This window comes from Streptomyces sp. NPDC029044, from assembly GCF_040637495.1.
Classification (GTDB): domain Bacteria; phylum Actinomycetota; class Actinomycetes; order Streptomycetales; family Streptomycetaceae; genus Streptomyces.
The window spans coordinates 44,808-60,721 of the sequence record NZ_JBEZWN010000006.1 but is presented as its reverse complement, the minus strand read 5'-3'; the positions used below and the strand labels follow the sequence as shown (position 1 = coordinate 60,721).

The 15,914-nt window shown below is 70.9% G+C and carries 11 protein-coding genes; 8 read left to right on the top strand and 3 right to left on the bottom strand.

Annotated features, from left to right (window positions below; genetic code table 11):
• Positions 1 to 563: 563 nt before the first annotated feature.
• The 8 genes from AB0E85_RS07850 to AB0E85_RS07815 all read left to right on the top strand — a co-directional run bounded on the left by AB0E85_RS07850 (position 564) and on the right by AB0E85_RS07815 (position 11,261).
• Positions 564 to 4,409 (top strand): nitrate- and nitrite sensing domain-containing protein, encoded by a 3,846-nt coding sequence (locus AB0E85_RS07850; protein WP_361923791.1) that lies wholly within the window; start codon positions 564 to 566, stop codon positions 4,407 to 4,409.
• A gap of 9 nt (positions 4,410 to 4,418) precedes the next feature.
• Positions 4,419 to 4,832 carry a roadblock/LC7 domain-containing protein gene (locus tag AB0E85_RS07845; RefSeq protein ID WP_031138073.1) on the top strand — a complete coding sequence of 138 codons (414 nt, stop codon included), beginning with the start codon at positions 4,419 to 4,421 and terminating at the stop codon, positions 4,830 to 4,832.
• A gap of 110 nt (positions 4,833 to 4,942) precedes the next feature.
• The gene (locus AB0E85_RS07840) at positions 4,943 to 5,338 is read left to right on the top strand and encodes a DUF742 domain-containing protein (protein WP_361923789.1); all 396 of its coding nucleotides are present in this window, start codon (positions 4,943 to 4,945) and stop codon (positions 5,336 to 5,338) included.
• Entirely contained in the window at positions 5,319 to 5,894 is a 576-nt protein-coding gene (locus AB0E85_RS07835) for an ATP/GTP-binding protein (protein ID WP_104781463.1), read from the top strand. The genes AB0E85_RS07840 and AB0E85_RS07835 overlap by 20 nt, the downstream gene beginning before the upstream one ends.
• 375 nt (positions 5,895 to 6,269) lie before the next feature.
• The gene (locus AB0E85_RS07830; protein WP_361923787.1) at positions 6,270 to 9,602 is read left to right on the top strand and encodes a nitrate- and nitrite sensing domain-containing protein; all 3,333 of its coding nucleotides are present in this window, start codon (positions 6,270 to 6,272) and stop codon (positions 9,600 to 9,602) included.
• 10 nt (positions 9,603 to 9,612) lie between these two features.
• Complete coding sequence (locus AB0E85_RS07825; protein WP_004983065.1) at positions 9,613 to 10,026, top strand: roadblock/LC7 domain-containing protein; 414 nt, start codon at positions 9,613 to 9,615, stop codon at positions 10,024 to 10,026.
• Between the two features lie 94 nt (positions 10,027 to 10,120).
• A complete protein-coding gene (locus AB0E85_RS07820; RefSeq protein WP_029181511.1) occupies positions 10,121 to 10,699 on the top strand; it encodes a DUF742 domain-containing protein in 579 nt (192 codons plus the stop codon).
• Positions 10,680 to 11,261, top strand: coding sequence for an ATP/GTP-binding protein (locus tag AB0E85_RS07815; protein ID WP_014675207.1), 582 nt, complete (start codon positions 10,680 to 10,682; stop codon positions 11,259 to 11,261). Before AB0E85_RS07820 ends, AB0E85_RS07815 begins: the two co-directional genes overlap by 20 nt.
• 215 nt (positions 11,262 to 11,476) lie before the next feature.
• Here the strand turns inward: AB0E85_RS07815 and AB0E85_RS07810 are convergent, their stop codons facing one another.
• The 3 genes from AB0E85_RS07810 to AB0E85_RS07800 all read right to left on the bottom strand — a co-directional run bounded on the left by AB0E85_RS07810 (position 11,477) and on the right by AB0E85_RS07800 (position 15,844).
• Complete coding sequence (locus AB0E85_RS07810; RefSeq protein ID WP_361923784.1) at positions 11,477 to 11,671, bottom strand: acyl-CoA carboxylase subunit epsilon; 195 nt, start codon at positions 11,669 to 11,671, stop codon at positions 11,477 to 11,479.
• Between the two features lie 35 nt (positions 11,672 to 11,706).
• Positions 11,707 to 13,290 carry an acyl-CoA carboxylase subunit beta gene (locus AB0E85_RS07805; RefSeq protein WP_361923782.1) on the bottom strand — a complete coding sequence of 528 codons (1,584 nt, stop codon included), beginning with the start codon at positions 13,288 to 13,290 and terminating at the stop codon, positions 11,707 to 11,709.
• 154 nt (positions 13,291 to 13,444) lie between these two features.
• Positions 13,445 to 15,844, bottom strand: coding sequence for a polysaccharide lyase 8 family protein (locus tag AB0E85_RS07800; protein ID WP_361923780.1), 2,400 nt, complete (start codon positions 15,842 to 15,844; stop codon positions 13,445 to 13,447).
• Positions 15,845 to 15,914: the final 70 nt, after the last annotated feature.

Here is a 15,914-nt window from a genome sequence, read left to right as displayed (position 1 = left end):
GTGTGAAACCTCCGCACGGGCGCGGGTTGTCGGTTGTGCCATCGCTGTAAAGCGTCAGGCTAAACATGCGACTCCCCGGCCCGTTCGCGCGAAGGCCATGATCAGCATGTGAGTTTCCTCACGAATCAGAGGGCGAATCGGTCAATCCGGACGCGCTCTGCGCGCCGGAGAAACGGACATTGGCTCACTGAAGCCATCATTCCGCTCCTGATCATGGCGACTGGGACACCCGGCGCCGCTCGGCGACTCGCGGACTAACACCCGAAATGGGCGAACTCGCCTTCCACGACCGGTGATCCGGCACTCACGTGGTGTCACCTACATCACGGCTCGGCCTACGGGCCTTGTTGGAGATCCTGTGCTGTGCTGGAATCTCACGGACCGCCGCAGGATCGAGCCGGCGCACAGGGGGCGCACAGTCGCGCCGAGTGGCGGCGAGAAGGGGGAGCCAGCGCCGGTCACTCAAGACCACCACGGGGGCGTTTTCAGGGCGTCCCCAGAACGCCGACACCGTGCCCCGCCGTTCAGGCGACGGGGTGCCTGGTCCAGAGGTTGCGACGCTAGTGCAGGGACGTTTCAAGAGGGATGGCAACGCTTCGGCGGAGCCTCAGCCGCACGGCGGGACTGGCCCCATGACTGGCGGCCCCTCGCCCCAGCACGCCCAGAACCAGGGCCCGGCCGGTGACGGCGGTGAGCGCTCCGGGCGCCCCGGCACGTCGACCCCCTCGGGGTCCGCGAGCCCGTCCCCGGCGCTGAAGCCGCCCACGGGCCCGACCGGCCCCGGGCCGCGAATAGCCCTGCGCAACTGGCGCATCTCCACGCGACTGGTGTCGCTGCTCGCCCTCCCGGTGGTCGCGGCCACCTCGCTGGGCGCGCTGCGTATCAACCAGTCCATGGACGACATCCAGCAGCTCGACAACATGAAGCTGCTGACGGACATGACCAAGCAGGCCACCGAGCTGTCGGCCGCGCTCCAGGAGGAACGCGACCAGTCGGCCGGCCCGCTCGCGCACGGCGGCAAGGCGACGGACTTCACGGTCAAGGGGCTTCGCGAGAAGACCGACCGGGCGATGAAGAACTTCCTCGACAGTTCCGAGGAGATCGACGGCGCCAGCAAGGACGGCAACCTCAAGGGTGTCCGCGAGTACCTCGTCCAGCTCGCCGGCGAGCTGGGCGACCTGGAGCAGATCCGCAAGGGCGCCTACGCCTCCGAGGGCAACTCCACGCAGACGATCGAGGCGTACCACCGTCTGATCGAGAACCTGATCGACCTCTCCCAGGACATGGCCGAGGCGACCAGCAACCCGGACATGATCCAGCGCACGCGTGCGCTCGCGGCGTTCTCCTCCGCCAAGGAGTACTCCTCGATCCAGCGCGCGGCCCTCGCGGCGGCGCTGCCCGCGAGCAACACCACGGCCGGCAAGCTCTCGCCGAACGACCGGCTCTACGCCGAGTCGGCCCTGGAGAGCCAGAACTCCGAGATCCGCAGCTTCAAGAGCATCTACGGCGAGGACTCCGCCGCCGAGCTGCTGAAGCCGATCGAGGACGGCGGCAACTCCACGATCAAGGCGACCGACACCTACGCGGGTCGCGCCCTGGTCTCCGCGAGCGGTCTCGCCCAGCAGGACAAGCGGTCCTACCGCGACTGGCTGGACGACAGCTCCACCAAGATCCAGCAGATGAAGAACATCGAGCACACCCTGCTGGAGGAGATGGAGCAGAAGGCCCGCGAGCTGCGCAGCGCCACCGAGCGCGACGCGATCATCTCCGGTGCCCTGATCCTGATCGTGCTGGGCGTGTCGCTGGTCGGCGCCTTCGTCGTGGCCCGCTCCATGATCCGCTCGCTGCGCCGGCTGGAGGACACCGCGACCAAGGTCGCCTCCGACCGCCTGCCCGAGCTGGTCAAGCAGCTGTCCGAGTCCGACCCGCAGGACGTCGACACGTCCGTGGAGTCGGTCGGTGTGCACTCCCGGGACGAGATCGGCCGAGTGGCCGCGGCCTTCGACGACGTGCACCGCGAGGCGGTCCGCCTCGCCGCCGAGCAGGCCCTGCTCCGGGGCAACGTCAACGCGATGTTCACCAACCTCTCGCGCCGTTCCCAGGGCCTCATCCAGCGCCAGCTCTCGCTCATCTCCGAGCTGGAGTCCCGCGAGGCCGACCCGGACCAGCTGTCCTCGCTGTTCAAGCTCGACCACCTCGCCACCCGCATGCGCCGTAACGGTGAGAACCTCCTCGTCCTCGCGGGTGAGGAGCCCGGCCGCCGCTGGACCCGTCCGGTGCCGCTGGTCGACGTGCTGCGCGCCGCCGCGTCCGAGGTGGAGCAGTACGAGCGCATCGAGCTGGCCTCGGTGCCGACCACCGAAGTGGCCGGCCGGGTCGTCAACGACCTCGTGCACCTCCTCGCCGAGCTGCTGGAGAACGCGACCTCGTTCTCCTCGCCGCAGACCAAGGTCAAGGTCACCGGTCACGCGCTGCCCGACGGCCGCGTGCTGATCGAGATCCACGACACCGGTATCGGCCTGTCGCCGGAGGACCTCGCGGCGATCAACGAGCGGCTCGCCTCTCCGCCGACGGTGGACGTCTCCGTCTCCCGCCGCATGGGCCTCTTCGTGGTCGGCCGCCTGTCCCAGCGGCACGGCATCCGCATCCAGCTGCGCCCGTCCGACTCCGGTGGTACGACCGCGCTGGTCATGCTGCCCGTCGACGTCGCCCAGGGCGGCCGCAAGCCCCAGCCCAAGCAGCCCGGACAGTCTCCCGTCGGTGGCGGTCCCGCCGCCGCGCAGGCCGCCGCCGGTGCGGCCGCGGCCCGGCGTGCTGCCGGGGCCGGCCAGGGGGCCGGTGCCCTCGGCGCCGGTGCGTCCGGTGGTGCCTTCGGTGGCGGTGCCCCCGGCGGTGGCCGGCTCGCTCCCGGTCAGGGACCGCGGGCCGCGCTGCCCGGGCGGGACGGGGACGGTGGCCGTCCCGGAGCGCAGGGCGGTGCGCGCGGACCGCAGGGTCCCGGCCCGTCGTCGTTCGAGCAGAGCGGTCCGCCGCAGGGCCGTCCGTCCCCCAAGCTTCCGGCTTCGTTCGAGCAGGGGGCGCCCTCATCAGCCGGTGCCGGTGGCGGGTTCGGTCAGCAGGCGCCGGGCGCCCCGCAGGGTCTGCAGGCCGCGGGCACCAACGGGCCGCAGCAGGGCCAGGACGCCTTCGGCGGTGGCCGGGGCCGCAAGAAGCAGGGCGGTAACTCCGAGCAGGGCAAGGGCCGCAGGCCGCAGCTGCCGCCGCGCGGTGGTCCGCGGGCCGAGCTGCCCGGTGGCGACGCGCAGCAGCGTGTGCCGAGCTGGAGCGACGAGAACGCCCAGCCGCCGGTGCCGCGTGCGTCGCTGGACACCCCGCGGGGTCACGAGGAGCAGCCGGACGTCTCCCGTACGTCGGCCGTGCCGCGCGTAGACGACCGCCAGGGTCCCGGTGCGAGGGCGGAGATCCCGGCCGTGCCGCGCGACGACGACCGTCAGGGCTTCGGCTCGCCGGCCGACTTCGGTGCCGCCCAGGACCCGTTCGGTCCCGGCGCGAACGCACAGCAGGGCCAGGGCCAGTTCGTCCGCCCGGACGTCTTCGGCACCCCGGGCGGCCGACGCGACTCGGCCACGTCGGGCCAGTACCCGGCGCCGCAGTCCTACGACAACGGCTCGACCGGCCAGTACCCGGCCCAGCGCCAGGACAACGGCTCCACGGGCCAGTACCCGGCGCCGCGCCAGGACAACGGCTCGACCGGGCAGTACCCCGCACCGCGCCAGGACAACGGCTCCGGGCGGCCCACCCTCCCGGGTCCGGCCACGCCGTCCGACCCCGCGGGCACCGGCCGGTACGAGCAGCAGCAGGTCAACGGCGGCCGGGGACCGGCCGACTTCGGCGCCCCGCGGCCGCCCGCCCCGCAGGCCCGGCCCGTCCGGCAGGAGCCCGAGGCCCTGCCGCCGGCGTCCGGTCCGGGCGACGGTCGTACGCCGCTGTACGACACGCTGGAGACCAACTGGTTCCACGGCCAGCAGGAGCAGCAGCCGCAGAACAACGGCTCCGCTCCGGCCGCCCCGCAGCAGCCGCAGGGACCCACCGGTCCGCAGCGGTCCGCCGCCCCCGCCGGGTGGCGCACCTCGCCGAACGACGACCTCGTCCGCCAGGCCGAGCGAGTCCGCCAGCCCGCCGCGGGTGGTGTCACCACCTCCGGCCTGCCGCGCCGGGTTCCCCGGGCGAACCTCGTCCCGGGTACGGCGCAGCAGCAAACCCACCAGAGCGGTCCGCAGGTCTCGCGTGCGCCCGATGACGTGCGCGGCCGGCTGACCAATCTCCGTCGGGGAATCGCACAGGGTCGTCAGGCCGGGTCCACCCAGACCGGCAGCCACCCACGGCCCACTCACCAGCAGGAGCGTTAGTTGAGTCCGATGAGCCAGGCGGCACAGAATCTCAACTGGTTGATCACCAACTTCGTGGACAACACCCCCGGGGTGTCCCACACCGTCGTCGTGTCCGCCGACGGTCTCCTCCTGGCGCTGTCGGAGGGCTTCCCGCGCGACCGCGCGGACCAGCTCGCGGCCGTCGCCTCGGGTCTGACGTCGCTGACGGCGGGCGCTTCCCGGATCTTCGAGGGCGGTGAGGTGGCGCAGACGGTCGTGGAGATGGAGCGCGGGTTCCTCTTCCTCATGTCCGTCTCGGACGGCTCGTCCCTCGCGGTCCTCGCCCACCCCGAGTGCGACATCGGCCTCGTCGGCTACGAGATGGCGCTCCTGGTCGACCGCGCGGGCGCGGTTCTCACCCCCGACCTGCGAGCTGAGCTCCAAGGCAGTCTGCTCCACTGATCGGCCCCGGCACCACCCGTCTCACCACATCACCGTCCGGCTGCCACACACCCCACACAGGCCCCGTCAGACGGCTTGCTGACCGACTTGCTGTCCCGCCCGGAGGACCCATGACCCCGCCCAGCGCCTCTCATGATCCGTACGCTGAGCCGTACGAGGACGAGGGCGACCAGCCGCTGGTTCGGCCCTACGCCATGACCGGCGGCCGGACGCGGCCGCGCTATCAGCTGGCCATCGAGGCACTGATCAGCACGACCGCGGACCCCGCCGCGCTCATGGGGCTCCTCCCGGAGCACCAGCGGATCTGCCACCTCTGCCGTGAGGTGAAGTCGGTGGCCGAGGTCTCGGCGCTGCTCAACATGCCGCTGGGTGTGGCACGGATCCTGGTCGCGGACCTCGCCGAGGCCGGTCTCGTCGCGATCCACCAGCCGGGCGGCGACGACGCCACCGGCGCACCGGACGTGACACTGCTCGAAAGGGTGCTCAGTGGACTTCGCAAGCTCTGACGCGGGTCGATCGACCACCTCCGCGAAGATAGTGGTGGCGGGCGGCTTCGGCGTGGGCAAGACCACGTTCGTGGGTGCCGTCTCGGAGATCAACCCGCTGCGCACCGAGGCCGTCATGACGTCCGCTTCGGCCGGCATCGACGACCTGACCCACACCGGGGACAAGACGACCACCACGGTCGCCATGGACTTCGGCCGTATCACCCTGGACCAGGACCTGATCCTGTACCTCTTCGGTACGCCGGGCCAGGACCGCTTCTGGTTCATGTGGGACGACCTGGTGCGCGGCGCCATCGGCGCGGTGGTGCTCGTGGACACCCGGCGCCTGGCCGACTGCTTCCCGGCCGTCGACTACTTCGAGAACTCGGGCCTGCCGTTCGTCGTGGCCCTCAACGGCTTCGACGGGCAGCAGCCCTACCAGCCCGAAGAGGTGCGCGAGGCGCTGCAGATCGGACCGGACACCCCGATCATCACGACGGACGCCCGGCACCGGGCCGATGCGAAGAGTGCCCTGATCACGCTGGTCGAGCACGCTCTGATGGCACGGCTGAGGTAGCACCCAATTCAGGAGCGCCATACGGCAGTTGTCGTAGATACACCGGAGCCGACTGTGTCCTTTGACACGGTCGGCCAAGGTGTTCATAACGTTTCGGCAGAGGAATCGGGTGGTACGGCCACGCGTCGCGCACATCCGGTCTCGCTGCGCGCACAACGGCCCCGCCTTTTGGCGGGGCTCGCTCTTTATGACCGTTTTATCTGGGGCTTACATCACGCCGATTCCCCCTCCCGGACTGTTTGGAAGAGCGCAGGTCGTCGTGCTGGAATGCCTGAACTGCCCAATAGTCAATGACGTACGCGTCCGTCGTGGCGTCTTGGGCTCTGAACACTGCGGCACAACGTTGGTGCCGACCGCCGAGAGGTTGTTGGTCGAGTGAGGCGAAGCAAGAACAGTCCCGAGCCGTCGGCCCGGGGCAACTTCACCCCGCCGCCGCGCACAGCGGCGCCCGCCCCCGTGCCCGGTTCGGAACCGACGGCCGCGCCCGCCGAGAGCGGCGGCCGTCTTTCCCCGCGTAACTGGCGCGTGGCGACCAGGCTGAACGCGATCCTGCTCATACCCGTGCTGGTCGGCCTCGTCATGGGCGGCTTCCAGGTGAAGAGCTCGATCGACACCTGGCAGGAGGCCGAGGACGCGGAGAACACCGCGCGCCTGGTCCGCGCCTCGCTGCTCTACGCCAACGCCCTCTACATCGAACGTGACGCGTCGGCGGCGCCGCTGCTGAAGGGCAGCGCCCAGAGCGCCCAGGACAAGGCGACCGTCACCCAGGTCCGCAAGGCCACCGACGAGGCGGCGGACGCCTTCGACGCCGCGGCGCAGAACATGCCGGGCAAGCCCGGCCTGGAGCGCCGGCTGGACCTCTTCCGCAAGGTGGAGCCCAAGCTGGCCACCCTGCGCCAGGTCGCCTACACCTCCAAGCTCAAGGGCGTACAGACCGAAGAGGGTTACGTCGAGGTCGCCCACCCGCTGACGGAGTTCGCCAACGAGCTCGGCCTCGGCACCGGCAACATCACCAGCTACGGCCGGACCGTGTACGCCATCGAGCTGACCAAGGCGGCCCTGTCGCTCCAGCGCTCCATCGGCATGCACATCCTGGTCAAGCCGGGGCCGGACGCCGGCAACCTGGCCAGCCAGCGCATCGCCCTGTCCTCCTACGCCTACCTCGAGCGCATCGCCGTGCAGGAGTACATCGGCGGTGGCACCGAGCAGGACGCGGCCAAGCTCAAGGCGGCCGAGGCCAAGATCAAGGCCGACGGTGCCGCGATGGCCCGGGAGGCCAAGGCCAAGAACCCGGACTACGTCCCGCCGCCCGCCAACCCGACGACGATGATCTCGGGCGTGGCCACGCTCCAGAGCACGGACCCGAGCGCGCGCGCCGCACTCGCCGAGCGGGGCATCACCGCCGAGAACTGGTGGGCGGTCAACACGCTCAAGTTCAACGCGTACGAAAAGATCGAGACGGACCTGGCCGACAAGGCCGTGAGCGAAGCGTCCGACATCGCCGACGACGCCCAGCGTGACGCCTACATCACCGGTGCCGCCGTCGTGGTCGCCCTGCTCCTCGCCTTCATCCTGGCCGGCGCGGTCGCCCGCCAGATGAGCCGCTCGATGCGCCAGCTGCGCAACGCCGCCTTCGGTATCGCCGAGCAGCGTCTGCCGATGCTGGTCGACCAGCTCTCCCGCACCGACCCCGGCCGCGTCGACACCCGCGTCCAGGCCATCCCGATCGCCACCACCGACGAGATCGGCGAGGTCGCCCGCGCCTTCGACCAGGTCCACCGCGAGGCCGTCCGGCTCGCCGCCGAGCAGGCCCTGCTGCGGGGCAACATCAACGCGATCTTCACCAACCTGTCGCGCCGCAACCAGTCGCTGATCGAGGGCCAGCTGACCCTGATCACCGACCTGGAGAACAACGAGGCCGACCCGGACCAGCTGGAGAACCTCTTCAAGTTGGACCACCTGGCGACCCGTATGCGCCGCAACGGCGAGAACCTCCTGGTCCTCGCCGGCGAGGAGCCCGGCCGCCGCTGGGACCAGCCGGTGCCGCTGGTCGACGTGCTGCGCGCCGCCTCCTCCGAGGTGGAGCAGTACGAGCGCATCGAGCTGTCCGGTGTCCCGGAGGCCGAGATCCACGGCCGCGCCGTGACCGACCTCGTGCACCTGCTCGCCGAGCTGCTGGAGAACGCCACGACGTTCTCCTCCCCGCAGACCAAGGTCCGCGTGACCGCGACCCGTCTCCCCGACGGCCGCGTGATGATCGAGATCCACGACAAGGGCATCGGCCTCACGGCCGAGGACTTCGCGGACATCAACCACAAGCTGGCCAACCCGCCGACCGTGGACGCCGCGATCTCGCAGCGCATGGGTCTGTTCGTGGTCGGCCGGCTGTCCGACCGGCACGGCATCCGGGTCCAGCTGCGCCCCTCGGGCGAGCAGGCCGGCACCACCTCGCTGGTCATGCTGCCGGACGCGATCACCCACGGTGGTGGCGGCGAGCAGCACGTGGACCGCGACGAGTTCACCGTCTCGCAGATCATCCCGGAGCAGAACTTCGGCGGCGGCGAGAACTTCGGCCAGCCCATGCGCACGGCCGCGGAGCTCGGCTTCGACGACAGCCGCTACTCCGACGTCCCCGACGACATACGCGAGCTGGACCCCGTCGGCCGCTCCCTGATGCGCGAGGAGCGCCGGGCGGCCCTCGAATCGCAGTCGCACGAGCAGCCCGCGCTGCCCCAGCAGAGCAGCCAGGAGCCCTCCCAGGCGACCGGTTACCACGACGAGTACAACGGGCAGCAGCAGGGCTACGACGCCGGGCAGGCCTACGACACCGGCCAGTCCGGCTACCCGGAGCAGCAGCCGTCCGCGTACGACCGCCAGGCGCCGTACGAGGAGCAGCAGGCGTCGTACCAGGAACAGCAGGCGTCGTACCAGGAGCAGCAGCAGGCGCCGTACGAGGAGCCGCAGCGGTCTGCGTACGACGAGCAGTACTACGGGCCGAACGGCGGTCAGCCGCAGAACGACACGTTCTCGCAGAACGGCGGCTACCCGGAGCCCTCCTATGCGGAGCCGGTCCAGGAGAAGCCCTCGGCTCCGGCCGCGGGCGGGCAGGGCGGTTTCGCCGCGTTCGAGCAGCGGCGCCACCAGGACGACTGGCCGCAGCAGGACGGTTACCAGAACGGTTACCCGAGCCAGTACCCTGCTCAGGCCCCGGAAACGGAATCTGCGCAGGCCGCTGACGCAAGTGAGCAGGACCGCGTAGGCTTCGACCGTCCGGGATCGGGCCCCTCCGCCGCTCACACGATGACCGACGCCGGGCTTCCCCGCCGTGGATCCACCGCGAGCGGTGCGAACGGTACGGGTGGCGCACGGCATGTGAGCCAGGAGCCGCCGGCCTCCGCTCCGGAGAGCAACGGCGACGACTGGCGCTCGGCCAACGACGAGCGGTGGCAGCAGGCTTCGCAGCTCCGGAAGCCCAAGGCGGGCGGGGTCACCTCCTCCGGCCTGCCGAGGCGGGTTCCCAAGGCCAACCTGATCGAGGGAGCCGCCGAGAGCACCCCCCAGGGAGGCCCACAGGTCTCCCGCGCCCCGGAGGACGTCCGGGGCAGGCTGAGCAACCTGCGTCGGGGCGTCCAGCGCGGACGCAGCGCAGGCAGTGAAACGAACGGCCAGGGCTTCGGTCCTGACAGCACCTACAACCAGGAGCGTTAGTGTGAGCCCGATGAGCCAGGCGGCACAGAACCTGAACTGGTTGATCACCAACTTCGTGGACAACACCCCGGGGGTGTCCCACACGGTGGTGGTCTCCGCCGACGGACTCCTTCTGGCGATGTCCGAAGGCTTCCCCCGCGACCGCGCCGACCAGCTCGCGGCCGTCGCCTCCGGTCTGACGTCTCTGACGGCAGGCGCCTCCCGGATCTTCGAGGGTGGCAGCGTGAACCAGACGGTTGTGGAGATGGAGCGGGGATTCCTGTTCATCATGTCCATTTCCGACGGTTCGTCCCTCGCCGTTCTCGCACATCCGGAGGCGGACATCGGCCTCATCGGGTACGAGATGGCGCTGCTGGTCGACCGAGCCGGTACGGTCCTGACACCGGACCTTCGTGCAGAGCTCCAGGGGAGCCTGCTCAACTAACAGACGGACGGTGCGTTTTGGCGTCCCGTGGCCGTAAGGTTTCGGGACGCGGCTCCACAGCGATGGGTGCCAGGCACAGTCGGAGGAGGAGAAAGTGGCAACACCCCCAGGCGGTTCGTCTTCGGGCAACTGGTCGTACGGCCCTGCCCAGGGCCAGGGCGACGGTGGTCAGAACCCGAACCGTTACAACTTCCCCTCCGCACCGAGCCACCGGCAGCCGTACGCGCCGCAGGGCCCCGGCCCGTCACCGTACGACCAGCCGCCGGCCCCGCGTATCCAGCCTGTGCAGCCGCAGCGCCGCACCCCCGAGCCGGCGCCCGCCGGGGCGTCGAACAACCCCCTGGTGCGTCCGTACGCCATGACCGGCGGCCGGACCCGCCCGCGCTACCAGCTCGCCATCGAGGCGCTGGTGCACACCACTGCGCAGCCGCACCAGATGCAGGGCCAGTTGCCCGAGCATCAGCGGATCTGCAACCTCTGCCGGGAAATCAAGTCGGTCGCCGAGATCTCGGCGCTCCTCACGATCCCTCTCGGCGTGGCCAGGATCCTCGTCGCCGACTTGGCGGAGGCGGGACTGGTCGCCATCCATCAGCCCGGCGGCGACGAGAACGCCGGCGGCCAGCCAGACGTGACACTGCTCGAAAGGGTGCTCAGTGGACTTCGCAAGCTCTAGCGGAGGGCCTTCCCGCTCCACCACGTCCGCGAAGATCGTGGTGGCTGGCGGCTTCGGCGTGGGCAAGACCACGTTCGTGGGTGCCGTCTCGGAGATCAACCCGCTGCGCACAGAGGCCGTCATGACGTCCGCTTCGGCCGGCATCGACGACCTGACCCACACCGGGGACAAGACGACCACCACGGTCGCCATGGACTTCGGCCGTATCACCCTGGACCAGGACCTGATCCTGTACCTCTTCGGTACGCCGGGCCAGGACCGCTTCTGGTTCATGTGGGACGACCTGGTGCGCGGCGCCATCGGCGCGATCGTGCTGGTCGACACGAGGCGGCTCGCCGACTGCTTCCCCGCCGTCGACTACTTCGAGAACTCGGGTCTGCCGTTCGTCATCGCCCTCAACGGCTTCGACGGCCAGCAGCCGTACACGCCCGACGAGGTCCGCGAGGCGCTCCAGATCGGCCCCGACACCCCGATCATCACGACGGACGCCCGCCACCGCGCGGACGCGAAGTCGGCGCTGATCACGCTGGTCGAGCACGCGCTGATGGCTCGCCTGCGGTAGTTCTCCGTTGCTGTGGGACAGCCCCTGGCGGCCTTTGGGCTGCCGGGGGCTGTTGCGTTGCCGGGGGCTGTTGCGTTGCCGGGTGCGGGTTTGTGGGGGCTTGTCGCGCAGTTCCCCGCGCCCCTGACGGCGCGCCCCCCAGGGCATCGATAACCCCCAGGGCATCGATAAAGGGGGCCCCTCCGTGTGGAGGGGCCCCCTTTATCGAAGGTGGGTCAGCGCCAGCTGTGCGGAGCCCTGAAGCCCGGCTCGCGTTCCAGGCGGCGCCAGCCGGCCTTGATGCGGCCGCGGTGGGTCGGGGTCGGGTCCGTGGGGCGGGCGGCGGCGCGGGCCAAGAGGATGGCCGTGATGGCGGCGACTTCCTCGGGCTCGGCGTGGCCCTTCTCGACGCGGATGTCAGGCGATTCCATGGGTGTCAGTCTCCGTGAGGAAGATGTCCGCCGGGTTACTGCGGCGGGTTGCCGTGCTTGCGGGACGGCAGGTCCGCGTGCTTGCTCTGGAGCATGGCGAGGGACTTGATGAGCACCTCGCGGGTCTCGGCGGGGTCGATGACGTCGTCGACCAGGCCGCGCTCGGCCGCGTAGTAGGGGTGCATCAGCTCGGACTTGTACTCCTTGACCATGCGGGCCCGCATGGCCTCGGGGTCCTCGGCGTCGGCGATCTGGCGGCGGAAGATGACGTTGGCCGCACCCTCCGCGCCCATGACCGCGATCTCGTTGGTCGGCCAGGCGTAGGTGAGGTCCGCACCGATGGACTGGCTGTCCATGACGATGTACGCACCTCCGTAGGCCTTCCGCAGGATCAGGGAGATCCTGGGCACGGTCGCGTTGCAGTAGGCGTAGAGGAGCTTCGCGCCGTGGCGGATGATGCCACCGTGCTCCTGGTCGACGCCCGGGAGGAAGCCGGGGACGTCCAGAAGAGTGATGATCGGGATGTTGAACGCGTCGCACATCTGGACGAAGCGGGCCGCCTTCTCGGAGGCCTCGATGTCCAGCACACCCGCCAGCGCCTGGGGCTGGTTGGCGACGATGCCGACGACCTGGCCGTCCATCCGGCCCAGGGCGCAGATGATGTTGCGGGCCCAGCGCTCGTGGACCTCCAGGTAGTCGCCGTCGTCGACGATCTCCTCGATGACCTTGGCCATGTCGTACGGCCGGTTGCCGTCCGCCGGGACCAGGTCCAGGAGGATGTCCGAGCGGCGGTCGGCGGCGTCCGAGGACTCGTGGCGGGGCGGGTTCTCGCGGTTGTTCTGCGGGAGCATCGACAGGAGGTAGCGAACCTCTGCGATGCAGGTCTCTTCGTCGTCGTAGGCGAAGTGGCAGACACCGGACGTCTCGGCGTGGACGTCGGCGCCGCCCAGGCCGTTCTGGGTGATCTCCTCGCCGGTGACCGCCTTGACGACGTCGGGGCCGGTGATGAACATCTGCGAGGTCTCGCGGACCATGAAGACGAAGTCGGTCAGGGCGGGGCTGTAGGCCGCGCCGCCGGCGCACGGGCCGAGCATCACCGAGATCTGCGGGATCACGCCCGAGGCCTTGGTGTTGCGCTGGAAGATGCCGCCGTAGCCGGCGAGCGCCGAGACGCCCTCCTGGATGCGGGCGCCGGCGCCGTCGTTCAGCGACACCAGCGGAGCACCGGCCGCGATGGCCATGTCCATGATCTTGTGGATCTTCGTGGCGTGGGCCTCGCCCAGGGCGCCGCCGAAGATGCGGAAGTCGTGCGCGTAGACGAAGACCGTGCGGCCCTCCACCGTGCCCCAGCCGGTGATCACTCCGTCGGTGTAGGGCTTCTTGGCCTCCAGGCCGAAGCCCGTGGCCCGGTGCCGACGCAGCTGCTCGACCTCCCGGAAGGAGTCCGGGTCGAGGAGGAGTTCGATGCGCTCCCGCGCGGTCAGCTTGCCCTTGGCGTGCTGCGCGCTGGTCGCCTTCTCGCTCGGTCCGGCCACCGCCTGCGCACGGATCTCGTGCAGTTCTGCCACGCGTCCGCGCGCGTCGGTCGGCTCACCCGGCGCCTCATCCAAAACGGTCATGTAGTGACCTTACGAAGCCGAGCGAGGAATGCGGGCCGTCGACTCCTCACAGTCTCCGGCGTGTTTTCCTGGTACCCCTGAACAGAACCGAGGCCGGGTTGAGCCTTTCCGACTGCTCAGGGGGCGTGTCGCTTGTAGGGGTCACACAAAGCGGTCAGGCGAGAGTCACCTCACAGACGTGGGTGGCACATGCCTCCCCCGGGGTGACGAGCACGCGCAGTCGGCGGCCTGTGGAGAGAACCTCGACGGTCTCGTCCGCACGGTCGACCCGGCGGACCGGGTGGTCCCAGACGACCTCCAGCGGTGCGCCCGTACGGGGCGGTTCGCTCACGCAGAGGGTAGCCGTACGGTCCCGGCGGACGACCAGCACGCTCGCGCCGCCGGAGGCGGAGAGCGGGCCCGCCGTCCCCGCCCGCCAGAAGGTGGCGGCCGTACAGCCGGCGGAAGGCACGGCGACCGCCTGGCGGCCGGCGTCGTTGGCGAGGACCGACAGCCAGCGGCGGTCGGTGGCGCGGCGCGCGACCGCGCGGCGGGAGGCCCCGGGCATCAGGACGTAGGCGTACGTGGCGTCCTCCGGGTCGGTGCCGTGGTGGAGCCAGAGGGTCTGCCAGCGGCGGGTGCGCCGCTCCGGCGTGGAGCCGGTGTTGATGTCGGACCAGGCGCCGGTGCGGTCCTCGCGCAGCGCCTTCGGCTCGCGGCCGAGCAGGATCCAGCCGCCGTGGTCCTCCAGATGGGCCCAGTTGGGGCCCTTGACGAAGCGCTGGGTGCCCGATGCGCCGAGGTTGCGGTTGTCGACGATCGTCTCGACCGGGACGCCGTCGGAGCAGGTGATCCCGGCACCGAGGCAGATCACCGCGTCGCCGACGCAGAACCAGGACTTGCGGGCTTCGAGGGTGGAGCCGAGGCCCTTGAGGTGCTGGCCGAGGGCCGCGCAGGTGCCGTCGGTCGTGCCGCCGACCCAGCGCGCGTCCGGGCGGGCCGTACCCCACTCGCCGCCTTCGCGGTCGGCGAGCCGCTTGGTCGAGACGGTGGTACCGGGCAGGCGGTACCAGTCGACGGTCGGCCAGAACCAGTCCGTGTACTGGTCGCCGGTACCCTCCGCCCACCAGCTGACCATGCCGGCGCCGGTGTGCCAGCCGCGGGGGTTCTCGCCGTTGCCGCACTCGTAGTGGGCGATGCGGTCGCTGGCCATGGCGATGCTCACGGTGAACCCGGGGCCGCGGTGGACGGCACGGTCCATGGCGGCGAAGAGGTGGTGCCCCGGCGGTTCGGGCGCGGCCGGGGCGGGTGAGGCGGCGATGGCGTGCAGCCGGGCCAGGTCGGCGACGTCGAACTGGGGCGCCGTCAGGATCGGGGCCACGGTGTCGCGTTCGATCCAGCCCTTGACGCGAGCGTGCCAGCGCTCGCGTTCCGCGGGGCTCGCGCCGGCCGCGAGCAGGGCGATCGCGGCGATGAGCCGGTGGCCGTGGTAGTGGTCGCTGCGCAGCAGCTTGCGGTCGTCGGCGGTGAGGTGACCGCGGCTGATGGCACGGCCGTTGACGCTGTCCATGACGAGCCCGTCGTGGATGAGCGGGGCGTAGGCGCGCTCGACGCTGTCGAGGACGATCTGCCGGTTCGGGTCGGTGACCTCCCAGTCCGAGCCGGCGAGCAGGGCGAAGAGCCGGCCGAGTCCGTCGAGCATGACCTGGCCGTAGGTGCCCGAGTAGGCGACCCAGGTGTGCTGGACGAACGAGCCGTCGGCGTAGAGCCCGTCGCCCCGGGTGACGTGGGGGAAGACCGGGGAGAGGGCGTCCCGGGCGAGGGCGATCCTCGCGGGGTCGCGGCCGAGGATGCCGCGCAGGGTGACGGAGCGGCACAGGTCGACGCGGTTGGCGCCGGTGGAGGTGCCGCTGTAGTCGGCGAGGGCCGAGTCGGGGACGAAGTGGTCGACGGCGGCGCAGGCGGCACCGACCCGGGCCTCCCCCAGCTCCTCGTACAGGGCGGCCGTGATGTCCGTCAGCAGGCGGGGGCTGCCGATCTGCCACTCCCACCAGTTGCCGTAGCGGGTGGTGGAGGGGTTGTAGACGGTGGCGGAGAGGTGGTCGAGGCCGCGCAGGATGGCGTCGAGGAGGGCGGGGTCGGCGGTCGAGCCGGTGCCCGGCTGGACGTAGGCGCGGGTCATGGTCCAGAGCCGGCCGTAGCTGAGGGTGATGCCGGCCGGCGGATCGAAGGGGTGGCCGGGCCAGAGGGAGCCCGCCGCCGGGGCCATGCTCGCGCGCAGGTCCCGGGCGAGTGCGCCGGTCTCGGCGAGGCGGGTGGCGTAGGGCTCGGCCGTCGGGTCGTAGCCGGTGCCGAGCGCGATGCCGAGCCAGCGGCTGCGCAGGGTGTCGTACGGATCGCCCGGCACGTCCGTGCTCCGGTCCACCGGGCCGCCGTCGGTGCCGCGTGCCCCGAAGGCCGCGGTCCCGGTCGCCGCCAGGGCCGCGGCGGCCAGCAGCAGGGCGCGGCGGCTGGGGCGGAGCAGGGCGGCGGCCCCGGCCGTACGACGGGGGAAGACGCGGCGCTGGGGAGTCATGCCCATGCCCTACCACGGGGAGGCGGTCACCTGAACAGTGGATCCGGCCGGAGTGACCGGAACGGGGGAA

Excerpts from the sequence above, each read along its gene's own strand:
- AB0E85_RS07845 (WP_031138073.1), top strand. The coding sequence starts at position 4,419 with ATGAGCCAGGCGGCACAGAATCTCAACTGGTTGATCACCAACTTCGTG.
- AB0E85_RS07840 (WP_361923789.1), top strand. The coding sequence starts at position 4,943 with ATGACCCCGCCCAGCGCCTCTCATGATCCGTACGCTGAGCCGTACGAG.
- AB0E85_RS07825 (WP_004983065.1), top strand. The coding sequence starts at position 9,613 with ATGAGCCAGGCGGCACAGAACCTGAACTGGTTGATCACCAACTTCGTG.
- AB0E85_RS07810 (WP_361923784.1), bottom strand. The coding sequence starts at position 11,671 with ATGGAATCGCCTGACATCCGCGTCGAGAAGGGCCACGCCGAGCCCGAG.
- AB0E85_RS07805 (WP_361923782.1), bottom strand. The coding sequence starts at position 13,290 with ATGACCGTTTTGGATGAGGCGCCGGGTGAGCCGACCGACGCGCGCGGA.
- AB0E85_RS07800 (WP_361923780.1), bottom strand. The coding sequence starts at position 15,844 with ATGACTCCCCAGCGCCGCGTCTTCCCCCGTCGTACGGCCGGGGCCGCC.